This is a genomic window from Mesorhizobium sp. M6A.T.Ce.TU.016.01.1.1 (assembly GCF_003997065.1).
GTDB lineage: Bacteria > Pseudomonadota > Alphaproteobacteria > Rhizobiales > Rhizobiaceae > Mesorhizobium > Mesorhizobium mediterraneum.
The window spans coordinates 32575-45490 of record NZ_RZTJ01000026.1; the positions used below are offsets into that span (position 1 = coordinate 32575).

At 58.4% G+C, this 12916-nt stretch carries 10 protein-coding genes and 3 pseudogenes; 5 read left to right on the forward strand and 8 right to left on the reverse strand.

Annotated features, from left to right (window positions below):
* Window positions 1–760 precede the first annotated feature (760 nt).
* The 5 genes and pseudogenes from EOC94_RS34850 to queC form a co-directional block, all read right to left on the reverse strand.
* Window positions 761–957, reverse strand: a pseudogene (locus tag EOC94_RS34850) (7-carboxy-7-deazaguanine synthase QueE); the annotation flags it as partial.
* A gap of 160 nt (window positions 958–1117) precedes the next feature.
* Window positions 1118–1870 carry a carbonic anhydrase gene (locus EOC94_RS29320; protein WP_095489374.1) on the reverse strand — a complete coding sequence of 251 codons (753 nt, stop codon included), beginning with the start codon at window positions 1868–1870 and terminating at the stop codon, window positions 1118–1120.
* Window positions 1871–2634: 764 nt separating this feature from the next.
* Window positions 2635–3360, reverse strand: coding sequence for a 7-carboxy-7-deazaguanine synthase QueE (queE, locus tag EOC94_RS29325; protein WP_164548811.1), 726 nt, complete (start codon window positions 3358–3360; stop codon window positions 2635–2637).
* A gap of 5 nt (window positions 3361–3365) precedes the next feature.
* Window positions 3366–3722: a 6-carboxytetrahydropterin synthase QueD gene (gene queD / locus EOC94_RS29330; RefSeq protein WP_063169374.1), complete on the reverse strand. Its 357-nt coding sequence runs from the start codon at window positions 3720–3722 to the stop codon at window positions 3366–3368.
* Window positions 3722–4420: a 7-cyano-7-deazaguanine synthase QueC gene (gene queC / locus EOC94_RS29335; RefSeq protein ID WP_095489373.1), complete on the reverse strand. Its 699-nt coding sequence runs from the start codon at window positions 4418–4420 to the stop codon at window positions 3722–3724. The genes queD and queC overlap by 1 nt, the downstream gene beginning before the upstream one ends.
* A gap of 335 nt (window positions 4421–4755) precedes the next feature.
* Between queC and EOC94_RS34225 the strand changes: the two genes are divergently transcribed.
* Together EOC94_RS34225 and EOC94_RS29340 are read left to right on the forward strand one after the other, a co-directional pair.
* Window positions 4756–4929 carry a hypothetical protein gene (locus EOC94_RS34225; protein ID WP_167391123.1) on the forward strand — a complete coding sequence of 58 codons (174 nt, stop codon included), beginning with the start codon at window positions 4756–4758 and terminating at the stop codon, window positions 4927–4929.
* Window positions 4913–5054: pseudogene (locus tag EOC94_RS29340) on the forward strand (transposase); the annotation flags it as partial. The gene EOC94_RS34225 and the pseudogene EOC94_RS29340, both read left to right, overlap by 17 nt.
* On the opposite strand, the pseudogene EOC94_RS29345 reads toward EOC94_RS29340, so the two are convergent.
* A pseudogene (locus EOC94_RS29345) lies at window positions 5049–6252 on the reverse strand (IS3 family transposase). The pseudogenes EOC94_RS29340 and EOC94_RS29345 overlap by 6 nt on opposite strands.
* Between EOC94_RS29345 and EOC94_RS34230 the strand changes: the two are divergent.
* The 3 genes from EOC94_RS34230 to EOC94_RS29355 all read left to right on the forward strand — a co-directional run bounded on the left by EOC94_RS34230 (window position 6160) and on the right by EOC94_RS29355 (window position 9284).
* Window positions 6160–6555, forward strand: coding sequence for a hypothetical protein (locus EOC94_RS34230; protein WP_185928353.1), 396 nt, complete (start codon window positions 6160–6162; stop codon window positions 6553–6555). The pseudogene EOC94_RS29345 and the gene EOC94_RS34230 overlap by 93 nt on opposite strands.
* Before the next feature lie 38 nt (window positions 6556–6593).
* Window positions 6594–7853 carry an acetyl-CoA carboxylase biotin carboxylase subunit family protein gene (locus EOC94_RS29350; RefSeq protein WP_127294964.1) on the forward strand — a complete coding sequence of 420 codons (1260 nt, stop codon included), beginning with the start codon at window positions 6594–6596 and terminating at the stop codon, window positions 7851–7853.
* A gap of 186 nt (window positions 7854–8039) precedes the next feature.
* Window positions 8040–9284 (forward strand): FAD-binding oxidoreductase, encoded by a 1245-nt coding sequence (locus EOC94_RS29355; protein ID WP_127294966.1) that lies wholly within the window; start codon window positions 8040–8042, stop codon window positions 9282–9284.
* 582 nt (window positions 9285–9866) lie between these two features.
* Here the strand turns inward: EOC94_RS29355 and EOC94_RS29360 are convergent.
* Both EOC94_RS29360 and EOC94_RS29365 read right to left on the reverse strand, forming a co-directional pair.
* Complete coding sequence (locus tag EOC94_RS29360; RefSeq protein WP_127294968.1) at window positions 9867–11297, reverse strand: amidase; 1431 nt, start codon at window positions 11295–11297, stop codon at window positions 9867–9869.
* Between the two features lie 173 nt (window positions 11298–11470).
* A partial coding sequence (locus tag EOC94_RS29365; protein WP_245465679.1) for an amidase occupies window positions 11471–12916 on the reverse strand: 1446 nt, incomplete at its 5' end.

Below are 12916 nucleotides of genomic sequence, written 5' to 3' on the forward strand. Positions count from 1 at the left end.
GCCATTGATCGGGCGGTCGCTGGATGAGCAGGAGCCTGGGGCTTGACCGCGGCGCGGGTAGTTCAGGCAGGCTTACGGAGCGGGAACGCCGGCGGCCGATAGACATCCGCGCTTAACCTTTCATAGCCCGTCTACAAGTTGGTTCCGCCGACGCGCTATATGGAAGCCAAATAATTCAGTAGCTTAGCCGAGAGCATTGATATTTTCAGAAAGATACGTGTTATACGCGTATGAAACGCCGAACCCATGACCGGCGCCCTCATGCGCGTGAGACCCCGTTGTGGGCGAGGCTCGCGACTGGCTGCACGATCCTAGCCGGCCTGCTTGCCATTGAGTTTGGTCCCGCCGCGGTAGGCTGCGGCATCAAGGGCAACATCAGCTACAACACTGGCAAGAAGATTATCACGTTCTTGGACAGGAATCTTACTGGGAGACACGCATCAACCTATTGAAGGGCGAGCGGTGGTTTTGTTCAGAGGAAGCTGCACGAAAGGCGGGCTGGCGGGCTTCGAGAGGTTAGTGTCGCGGCAGCTTGCAGATCTGCCCACGGGGCCGCCACGATCGCAAAGTGTGTACAAAAGCGCCCTCTCTGCCGAACTGAACAGTGCTCACGGCCATAGCCTCGGATGAGCCCGACTGGCTTGACCTCTGCATGATGAGAGCAGCTTTTACACCAGGTGCGCAGCACATGTCTTTAACGAACGCATCGTCTTCAAGAATATAGAGAGCAATTCGGAAAACCGAGTAGTTGGCGGCGAAGCTAGGAGAAGGTATACACCGCCCTCTTGTTACCCCAGAGTAGAACGTGCAGCTGCGGCAAGACGCGGGCTTCGAACCACCTGTCGCTGGTCACCTTTTCGACCAGCTATTCCATGCGCATCATATTCCGTCGGACTCGACAGAGACGTCTTCATTACCACGGCGGGGCGGCGTGTGATTGCCGGGTTGCAGACAAACCTCGCCGCGACGTCTTTGGGACGAGTGGTGCCGGCACCGAATCCCTATCATTTAGACTAGCCAGCTTGGGGAGCGCCGTCAGACCGCCAGACCGGAAGAGGAGGCTTCGCGCCAAGTTGTGCCAAGAATGTTGGACCGTGCGGAACCGCTGGGGCGGCGCTCAACTCTGGCGCACGATGAAGCGTCGATTGGGTGAATGAATAGGGCGCGCGTTCGACGGGTAGAGTGAGGCAAATCGCTGGATGTCTGCCGGATCAACGTCAACCGGTTCCATCGCCACCATCCACTCGACGTTTTCGGCGCACGGCGGCGTCGTCAGTGAGCCCTCATAAGTCCAATAGCCAAGCGAGGCTGGCAGAAGCCAGTTGGGATTCACCTCGTCGATCGTCACCTCTCCATTCGGCAGTTCGGGAAAGGCCGCAGCAAGGGCAGCAAAGCTGGCATTTGTCGCGCCGGGCGTTAAAAAGACGCCCAGCACGCCCAGAGTACCACTTTGCGTGTCCTTGTGAACGAAATGCACCTCCATCGGGAAGCTCTTGCCCGCCACGTGATGTTCGCTTGGCGCATGGAAATGGAACTGTACCAGTTCGTAGACACGATCGCCGCGGGTCAGCGTGCTGCCTTGTGGCATATTGATTTGAATGGTGTGGCCGTTGTTCACCATATTGCCGCCGCCCTTGTGCCAGCCGATGGCGATATGCGGGATATCCGCCTTGACCGCGCTGTTGATATTGATCGGCGATTGCTGCGTGCCGGCAGAGCATACGAAATTTTTCTTATCCAGATCAGCCCAGTGCTCCGGTCCGACCGGACCGGTGTACCCCCAATGGGCACTGGTCGCTTGGGCGGCTTGAACGCAAATCCGGCATGCGCCGAGCGCAACCAACCCTTTGATCAGGTGACGACGATACATATTGCTTTTGCTCCTCTTGCGAACTGATGTTGGTGGCTGCCCTAATGGACGCGTGATGGCCAATCGGCGCGGCCACTATTGTCCTACTGACGGATGCCCGCATGCCTTGGCGTGCTTTCATAAGTGCGGCTGCCGTTTCTCGGCTGGCCGGCTTCTGCAGCCCGCAACGGGGGCAGTTTCAACCAGCTAAACGATAAAAAATTTGAGCAGACCAGCGCTTGACCCCCGCCGCAAAGGCACAGGCGAACGTGATCACTGCGCGGCTGCCGTTCGCGCCGGAGGCCGCATCGCTATACTTTACACTCGCTGCCCAAGGAGACGCAGGCGACCCCAATACGTTTTCATCGCTACTCCCGACGCAGCCGACGACGCCACGAAAACGTTGCTATATTTCACGTTGGGCCAATGAGGAAATCGATCTTCTTTATGGAAGGCATTTGCGCAATGGATGCATTCCCATGCTGACAGTCGTGCGTCAGGCCGGACAATGAGATACATCGATAAGAGCTGGACAAGGATGAGGGGATGACGTGCTTGCGACGGAGCAGGTGGGGCGAGAAGGCCAGTTCTTGCGGATTTCAACTTTGCGTGACGACAGCTCATCGGAGTCAAGGTGACACACGCCGGCAGCGGGGTGTCCGGGCGGTTTCCAGCCGCACAATCGCGAGACCGCTGACGCGAACAAAGCTCGGCTGTACTCGGCACGCGAAGAGAGCCTGCCAAGCCGTTGGAGCCCGGCCTTCCGGTGCGACGCAAGCCACAGACTAGACCGCCCTCTTGTTACCCCAAAGCAGAACGTGCAGCTGCGGCAACACGCGGGCTTCGAACCACCTGTCGCTAGTCACCCTTTCGACAAGCCATTCCATTCGCATCATTATTCCGTCCAAGTCGACAGAGGCGTCTTCACTGCCAGGGAGCGGCGGCGTGTGATTGCCGGGTTGCAGATAGATCGGAAGGTGCGGATATCTCGCCGCGACTTCTTTGGCGTAGGCATAGTCACTCTCGTCGAAAACGACGAGCTTGAGCACGATTTGCGGCTTCTCTTGCGCCGCTTCGAGGCATGCATCAAACGCAGCCCAACGGGTCGTCATCTCGCTGGACGGCGGCTTTGGGCTAAGGGTCAGCACGTCAAGATCCGCAAACCACTCCCTCACCACGGAACCCTGCGTTTCCAGTGCAAAACGATAGCCCTCGCGATGGCCTCGTTCTATGAGGGGACCGAACGGCTGAATGGCCGGGTTGCCGCCTGACAAGGAGACCATAACCGGCCTGCCGCCGGAAAGCGCATGGACGGTTTGCCACACGGCATCGATCGGCATCGGTAGCCATTCATGGCGATACTGATTGTCCACCGCGTGAAGGCTGTCGCACCATGAACAGCGATAATCACATCCGCCGGTTCTGATGAACACCGTCGGCAAGCCGATGAGCACGCCCTCGCCCTGGATAGTCGGCCCGAATATCTCGCTCACACGGATTGCGGGATGCATGTCGGTCACGGACGGTATTCCGCCCAAGTTTTCGGTGTTTCGCTAACGCGCACGGCCGCGGTCTGCGGCAGACGTGCCTTGCACCATTCATAGAAATGTCTGGCCAGGCATTCCGCCGTGACCTTCTCATGTCCCAGCACGTCGTTGAGGTGCCGATGGTCGAAGCTCTCGTCAATGTAGCGTTTGAGCGGCGCCAGATCGTGATAGTCACGCACGAAGCCGTGGGCGTCCAGTTCCTTGGCCGACAGCTCCACTACGACGACATAGTTATGCCCGTGCAGGCGCGCGCATTGATGGTTGGGAGGCAAGGAGGTGAGCTGATGCGAGGCCGAGAAGTGGAATTCCTTGCTGATGTGGAACATTACGCGCGCCTCCTGCGCAGCGCCTCAAGCCAGAAATCGGCGTCCTCGTAGTCGGTGGGATCAGAGTGCCCGGCGAGATGGAACGCTTCGCGCCGCTCGACGCAGGTCCCGCATCGTCCGCAGTGACGCACGCCGCCCTTGTAACAGGACCAGGTCTCAGCAAACGGGGTGCCGTATCTTGCGCCATCCGCAACAATGTCAGCTTTTCCGAGATTCACATACGGTGCATAGAGGCGTATCTGCGCATAGCCGTCGAGCGCGCGGTCTTGCATTGTCTGGAAAGCTTCAATGAAGGCCGGACGGCAATCGGGATAGATGAAATGGTCCCCACCATGCACGGCCGCCGCCACCGCTTCGGCGCTGTGGGCGGCGGCGAGACCGAAGGCGATTGCCAACATGATGGCATTGCGGTTCGGCACCACCGTAATCTTCATCGTGTCTTCGGCGTAGTGGCCGTCCGGCACGTCGATACTGCTAGTCAGCGCTGAGCCGGAAAGGCCACGGCCAATTTCGCCGATGTCGATGATCTGGTGCGGGACCTTCAGTCGCTGCGCGCAAAGAGCGGCGAAGCCCAATTCCTTCCTGTGCCGTTGGCCATAGTCGAAAGATAGAAGGCCGGTGAGTTCGTGCTCCGCTGCCACCATGTGAGCAAGGGAAACGGAGTCCAATCCGCCAGAGCAGACGGCGAGAGTCTTCATCATTGGTATCCTTGTTTTGACCGGGTAAGGCTGCGACCGGAGATTTCTCTGCGCCCCCACTACTCCAGCGACTCAGTTTTGTGAACCGGGAGAATTTGCGCTCAGCCCGATTGGAACGGGAGTGCGTCGCGTCCAACACGCGTGATCAATAAAAGTTGAGCGCTTCAGCAGTTTGTTTCGCATCGCGCCAACTTTCGCAACCTGCTGTCGGATAGTCGACTTCGAGACACGGTGATGTTCGGCCGACATCGGCTGACTCTTAATTAAGCCGCAGAACACATGTTGGCTTTCTGGCCTTCGCTTGTGCGGTTGGCACGACAATTGATATTCTATTTGTGGGGCGGCACACCCCGCCAGCCGAAAGTGGCAGTGAGCTCCTTCAGGCGCAGGTTGATGTGCTGATTATTCGGCAATTTTCCGATCTCGAACCAGAAAGCGAGGGCGACATGGATGCCAGCAAATTTGACATTGGCGACATCCGCCTGGAGAACCCTGCGCGGCGCGATTGAGGCCGCAGGCGAGCCTGCTCTACCTGCCGCCCTACAGTCCCGACTTCAATCCGATTGAGAACGCCTTCGCCCAACCTAAGGCGCTGCTGCGAGCAAAGGCCGAGATAACCATCAAGGCTCTATGGGACTGACGTTGCCCCAGCAGTTTTGAGTTCGTTTCCGGCGTGGGTTGTGCCCTGCTGGGCGGGTGAAGCGACGGGCGCTGGCGCGGAGCCTTTGGCATAGCGCAGCGCGAGCGACCGTCGCGGTTTGAAGGTGCTGGCGAACTTGGCCGGGGTCTGCCAGGGGGGAGTGCGGTCGCGCGGTGTTGTAGTCGGCGTGCCACAGGGCGATGGCTACGCGCGCCTGAGCCAGCGAGGTGAACAGCGTCTCGTTGAGCAGTTCATCGCGCAGTCGGCCGTTGAAGCTCTCGATGAAGCCATTCTGCATCGGCTTGCCGGGCGCAATGTAATGCCATTCGACGCGGTTCTGATCCGCCCAGGAGAGGATGGCGTTCGAGGTGAACTCGCTGCCATTGTCGCTGACGATCATCCTGGGCCGGCCGCGCTGGTGATGAGCCGGTCCAATTCGCGGGCAACCCGCATGCCCGAGAGAGACGTATCAACGATGAGTGCCAGGCACTGTCTCGTGCAGTCGTCGACGACGGCCAGGATGCGGAAGCGGCGCCCGTCGGTGAGCTGGTCCGATACGAAGTCGAGCGACCAGCGCTCGTCGGGCCTCAGCGGCACCAGCATCGGCGCCCTGGTCCCGATCGCCCGCTTGCGGCCGCCACGGCGGCGAACGGCGAGCTTCTCCTCCCGATAGAGCCGGAACAGCTTCTTGTGGTTCACGACCAGGCCCTCCCGCCTCAGCATCACGAGAAGACGCCGGTAGCCGAACCGGCGACGCTCCTGCGCGATCGGCCTTCATCCGCTCGCGAACCTCCCGGTCGTCCGGCCTGCTGGTCTGGTAGCGAACCGTCATGCGGCAACAGCCGATGGCTTTACACGCCCGCCGTTCGCTCATCCCGAAGCCTTCCTTCAGGCGAGCGACAGCTTTCCGCTTGGCGGCGGGCGTCACCATTTCTTTCCCACAAGGTCCTTCAACGCGGCATTGTCGAGCATGGCGTCGGCCAGAAGCCGCTTCAGGCGCGTGTTCTCGTCCTCCAGCGCCTTCAGGTCGCCGAGCCTCGGTGACATCCATCCCGCCGAAGCGGGCCTTCCAATTGTAGATCGAGGCGTCGCTGACCCCGTGCTTGCGGCACAGATCGCCAACCGATACCCCGGCCTCGTGTTTCTTCAAAATTCCGATGATCTGCTCTTCAGAGAAGCGGCTGCGTTTCATGTCCTGGTCCTCTGGATGGGCCAGAACGAACTTCAAACCGGATTAGATCAGAGGGGCAAGGTCAGCCTGACCCCATCATGCGGCAGCAAGAGCGCCGACCGCGAAGAGAAGCGAGTGACCTACGGGACGGTCCAGAAGAAAATCCAGGAGTGGCTTGACCTCAACGACCCCAATCAGAGAGCACTCCAGGATGGCATGTGTTCAAAGAACTTTATAGAAACTTCACAACCGCAAATCACCGACTGTAGTACATTCCAAATTAGCCCGTTAAGGCATAGCCGCGCCAACGCCCGTTTAGGGTGAGACCGCCACACCGCAAGCAAACATCAGATTGGTATCCAATGTCAATAAAAGCGCTAATTCTGCTTGATGACGCGAGCAATGGCCGGTTGTATCTTCAAGCCGCCCAGCATCTTGGTCTTCATCCAATTACGCTGGCGTCGGATAAAGCTCAGTGCGATATGCTTGCAGGAGAAGGGATGGAGGCAATCCGCATCGACACGGACAATCTCGATGGCCTAATCCGCGAATGTTCCCGGTTGAGTACCACCTTTGACATTGTCGGTATTACCAGCGCCCTGGAGTCGGTCTATGCGACAGTTGGCAAGCTCTGCCGGCATTTCGATCTGCCGGGACCAAACCCCGAATCCATCGAACGGTGTTGCGACAAATTCGTTCAGCGTCAGCTCCTAGCGAAGGCCGGCGTTCCAATACCGGCTTATCGCCTCGCAGTGAATGCGGCGGAGGTACAAAGCGCTGCGGCGGAGATCGGCCTGCCGGTGGTTCTCAAACCCGCAGTAGGCAGCGGTAGCAGCGGTGTCCGTTTGTGCCGGGACGTCGTGGAGCTAGCCGAACATACGACCTATCTGCTAGGCGGAAAGCACATATGGCGGTCTTCGCCCAGGATGCTGGTCGAAGAATTCGCGCAAGGACCGTATTATAGCATCGACATAATGGGAGATGAGTTCATGGAGATTGCATCAGGTGAGTTTGGACCCCCACCGCATTTCATTTTCCACGGGACAACCTATCCGGCACAGCTAACTAGTGACGAGTGTAAACGTATTGCTGATATTTCGCTGAGTTGCCTGCGAGCTCTCGACCTGGAGTGGGGACCAAAGAACATTGAGTTCCGGTGGACGAACCTTGGGCCAATCGTCGTCGAGGTGAATCCGCGTCTTAGTGGCTCGCCCGATCCTCAACTGGTGAAGGCGGCTTACGGAGTCGATCTCATCACGGAACACATTAAGCTCGTCATTGGAGAGGAATGGGATTTACGGCGAAAGCGTTCTTACGTCGCGGCCGCGCGGAAACTAGTCGCGGATTGCGATGGCATTCTCGATTGGATCGATGGCGAGGCTTCGGCGGCCGCTGTACCAGGTGTGGCCGAGGTGAAGCTTTACGTTGAACCCAAGGCGCCGATTGTGAGGAAAGGGGATTACCGAGACTGCATCGGACATGTCATCGCCGCTTCACCGAGCCGTGCCACAACCGAGGCGGTCCTGAAACGTGCCGTTGACTTGATCGATTGGTCCATCACGCCATTTCCCTCGGGCGACGATGCCATCGCGGAGTTTGCTTGCGCAGGGCTTCTTGGCTGATTGGCCAAAAGTTCCGAGCATTGCCGCGCAAAAGCGCTTGCACCCATATGAAGATGCCTCACGGATCTGGTTTTTGTCCGCGTGCAGCTTGCAGAGCCCAAGGCGTGGCGTCGTCACCTCCGCTACCGACGCATTCGCCAAACCCTAGGTACCAGTGTGGGGAAATTCTCTAAGGGAAGCAAAGGTATGAAAAGTGTAATTGTCCTAGGCGCCGGCATCGTCGGCGTAGCGACAGCCGCACATCTGCAACAGCGCGGTTGGTCAGTTGTGCTTCTCGATCGCAAAGAACCCGGCCGTGAAACTAGCTACGTCAATGCGGGGATTATCCAGAGTGAGGCATTGTGCCCATATGCAATGCCGCATGATTGGCGCGAAATCGGAAATATCGCGCTTGGTCGCAGTAATAAGGTGCGCTGTCATCTTGCAGCCCTACCGCGTCACCTTGGGCCGCTGTTGGGCTACTGGTGGCATTCATTTCCCGAGCGGTACAAGCGCATTTCAGAGACATACGCGCAAATTATTGCCTGCGCCGCTCGCGAGCATGAGGTCCTTATCCGGCAATCTAACGCGGGCAATTTGGTTCGCCGAGATGGTTTTCGTATCCTATACCGCCAACAATCGGTCCTTGAGTCGGCAGTAGCGGCGGCTGAAAGTTTGCGTCAGGCCTACGGTGCTAAGTTCAGCCTCATGTCGCCGTCGGATCTGAAGAAGGCCGAACCTGCGCTCGCCGATGCTGGCGTTGGCGCCCTGCATTGGGTGGAGCCGTGGGCAGTATTGGACCCCGGTGCGCTGGTTTCGGCGTACGCCAATCTATTCACGCGGCTAGGCGGACGCATCATTCGCGGTGACGCCCAAAGCTTAGTTAAAAGCGGCAGTGGCGGCTGGTCGATTGTGGCCGAGGATGGGCCGATGGAGGCAGAAGCAGCCGTCGTTGCACTTGGCCCATGGTCGCCTGACTTGCTGAAGCGCTTCGGTTATCGGTTCCCCATGGTGTACAAGCGCGGGTATTATCGGCACTATGTAGGCGGAAGCCGGCTCGATCTGCCGCTCTGCGACCCGGCCAATGGCTATGTCTTGGCGCCGATGGCGAAGGGTGCGCGTATAACGACCGGCGCAGAGCTTGCGGCGCCCGGCGCCAAAGCAGACTTCTCTCAGCTTGTGCACGCCGAGCAAGTTGCGCATAAACTAATCATGCTGGGCCGACCGCTCGAGCCGGAACCCGGTTTCGGCACACGACCTTGTATGCCCGATATGCTACCCGTCGTAAGCGCTGCGCCGCGTCATCGCGGCCTATGGCTTCATTTTGGACATGGCCACCAAGGCTTTACATTAGGACCTGCAACCGGGCGCATGCTCGCCGAACTGATGAACGACGAGGTGTCAATGATCAATCCCCTTCCATACAGAGCCGAGCGCTACCGTCATATTTGACTGATGGTGGTGTTTGCTCAATCGAAGATGATGAGATCAAAATGGGTTAAGGAGTCAGGTTCCGGCTTGCAACAAACCGTCTTTCGGGTCAGGCTCTAGACTTAGACTAGCAACCGAGCCGCGCGAAGACTCTGAGCGAATCGGACGGATATGATGGCGCTGCGGCGCAGCATGAGGCGAATCGACGCGATGAGTCGGTATGACAGGCATCAATGCAGATCGGCGGCAAGCCTTGCAGCGAAAATGGCCAAAGATGAAAAAACGCCATTGTGCACTTGCACGCAAGACGCTTGTGATCACCACCGGATTCCGGACGAATGAGACAGACTTTTTCCTAGAGGAAGAGTAGCTCCGGGTGAAGTTTTGACAATGCCGCCGTGCCATTAAGCGAATTCCGGCAACGGCAGACGGGACGGAGAAAAAGTTCTGCCGCGAGCAAGGACGCCGAAATTCGTTAGACTTGTACATCATCATGGAGGGCCGATGTGCAGACGAGCGAGCCCGTCAGAATATCTAATCTGAAGTTGGACGGACCAAATCCGACGCCTCTTTTCACTGCTTTTTAATCTGTCCCGCAGTCCCCTATCCGGCTTGGACGGCTGGTCTTCGGTGGCGCCACGGGCATGCCTCCTCCAGGTCGCGTGAGATACGCACCAACGTGGCCTCATCCCCGAACCGGCCGACGATTTGAAGCCCAATAGGCAAGCCGCTAGCGCTCTGGGCTAGAGGTAGCGAGACTGAGGGATGCCCAGTGATGTTGAAGACCCCCAGATACTGATAGAGTGCGGCATTCGCCTGCATAAACTCCACTGCGGAAAGCGTTGGATTGTTCGTGCTGTAGATGCCTCCGTGCGGCGGCGCCACGATCGGCATTGTCGGTGTTAGCAAAATATCGAAGCCGTCGATCGCGGTGCCTACGTCGAGCCGGAACCTCCGGATATTTTCGAGATGTCGTCCTATTGGTACCGCCTGAGAGCTACGGCCATATTCGTAAAGCTTCAGATTAATCGGCTCCAAGGAATCTGCGTCGATGGTTCTTTCCATCGACTGCGCGTCGTTCCCAAGCGAATCTGAAATGAGAGACAGGCCGCCCAGCGATATCCTTGCTCTTTGTTCGGGTTCATAAGGCGGGTCAACCTCTATGACCACATGCCCCATTTCCTCCAGCAGCGAGGCATTTCTATCGACTGCCTGGAGAACTTCGGGTTCGAGATCAACCTCGCCCCATTTGGTTCTCGCAACTCCGACCCGAAGGGTGCCGATGGGCTGAGAAAGCTCCTCCACATAAGGGCGGCTCGGCTGGACAATGATAAATGGATCTCCGGGATGGGAACCGGAAAAGGCGTCCAATGCCGCCGCCATGTCGCGCACCGTCCGGCAGAGAACAAATTCTCGGCTGCAGCCAAAGGACGCGTCTTGGTTGGTCGGCCCCCCCGATATACGCCCTCGGGATGGATTGAGCCCGACAAGCCCGCACCAGGAAGCGGGGATGCGAATTGACCCGCCGCCGTCGCCACCATGCGCGATAGGAGCGATGCCTGCGGCCACTGCCGCGGCACTTCCGGAGGATGAGCCGCCGGCAGACCGCGCCAAATCCCACGGGTTGCCGGTGATGCCATTTAGGAGGGATTCGCTCATCCCGGATGAGCCTAGCTCTGTAAGGGTCGTTCTCCCGACAGGGCGTAGCCCGGCTTCGCGCGCGCGACGAAAAAAATAGGAATCGGCCTCTGCGCGGTAACCTTCATACAAACGGCTGCCGGATTCCTGGAGGCGGCCAGCCTCAGTCGCTCCTGCATCCTTACGAAGGAACGGCACCCCATGAAAAGGACCTCCGTCAGCAGCCACTACGGTCTCAGCATCTTCATAAAATTCTATGACGGCATTGATGTGAGGGTTGACCTCGTCGTGCGCCTCTCGGGCTAGCCGAGTCAGCTCTAACGGCGTCACCTTGCCGGCGTTCACAAGGGAGGCCAAACCGGTGGCATCGCTTTCTACATACTCACTGAGTCTCATTCGAAAAAGCCTCTCAGTAACTTACCAGTGTTTCCCGAAGGAGCGACGATGAGCAAACACATCAAGTGGACAATACGCTGAATCGCATAAGACTCATCTACGGCAGGTTTCGGGCGCTGCGAAACCAGAAGGTCAGAGACCTCCAAACAGACTGCGAAGTATTGCGCAGTCCCCTATCCGGCTTGGACGGCTGGTCTTCGGTGGCGCCACGGGCATGCCTCCTCCAGGTCGCGTGAGATACGCACCAACGTGGCCTCATCCCCGAACCGGCCGACGATTTGAAGCCCAATAGGCAAGCCGCTAGCGCTCTGGGCTAGAGGTAGCGAGACTGAGGGATGCCCAGTGATGTTGAAGACCCCCAGATACTGATAGAGTGCGGCATTCGCCTGCATAAACTCCACTGCGGAAAGCGTTGGATTGTTCGTGCTGTAGATGCCTCCGTGCGGCGGCGCCACGATCGGCATTGTCGGTGTTAGCAAAATATCGAAGCCGTCGATCGCGGTGCCTACGTCGAGCCGGAACCTCCGGATATTTTCGAGATGTCGTCCTATTGGTACCGCCTGAGAGCTACGGCCATATTCGTAAAGCTTCAGATTAATCGGCTCCAAGGAATCTGCGTCGATGGTTCTTTCCATCGACTGCGCGTCGTTCCCAAGCGAATCTGAAATGAGAGACAGGCCGCCCAGCGATATCCTTGCTCTTTGTTCGGGTTCATAAGGCGGGTCAACCTCTATGACCACATGCCCCATTTCCTCCAGCAGCGAGGCAATTCTATCGACTGCCTGGAGAACTTCGGGTTCGAGATCAACCTCGCCCCATTTGGTTCTCGCAACTCCGACCCGAAGGGTGCCGATGGGCTGAGAAAGCTCCTCCACATAAGGGCGGCTCGGCTGGACAATGATAAATGGATCTCCGGGATGGGAACCGGAAAAGGCGTCCAATGCCGCCGCCATGTCGCGCACCGTCCGGCAGAGAACAAATTCTCGGCTGCAGCCAAAGGACGCGTCTTGGTTGGTCGGCCCCCCCGATATACGCCCTCGGGATGGATTGAGCCCGACAAGCCCGCACCAAGAAGCGGGGATGCGAATTGACCCGCCGCCGTCGCCACCATGCGCGATAGGAGCGATGCCTGCGGCCACTGCCGCGGCACTTCCGGAGGATGAGCCGCCGGCAGACCGCGCCAAATCCCACGGGTTGCCGGTGATGCCATTTAGGAGGGATTCGCTCATCCCGGATGAGCCTAGCTCTGTAAGGGTCGTTCTCCCGACAGGGCGTAGCCCGGCTTCGCGCGCGCGACGAAAAAAATAGGAATCGGCCTCTGCGCGGTAACCTTCATACAAACGGCTGCCGGATTCCTGGAGGCGGCCAGCCTCAGTCGCTCCTGCATCCTTACGAAGGAACGGCACCCCATGAAAAGGACCTCCGTCAGCAGCCACTACGGTCTCAGCATCTTCATAAAATTCTATGACGGCATTGATGTGAGGGTTGACCTCGTCGTGCGCCTCTCGGGCTAGCCGAGTCAGCTCTAACGGCGTCACCTTGCCGGCGTTCACAAGGGAGGCCAAACCGGTGGCATCGCTTTCTACATACTCACTGAGTCTCATTCGAAAAAGCCTCTC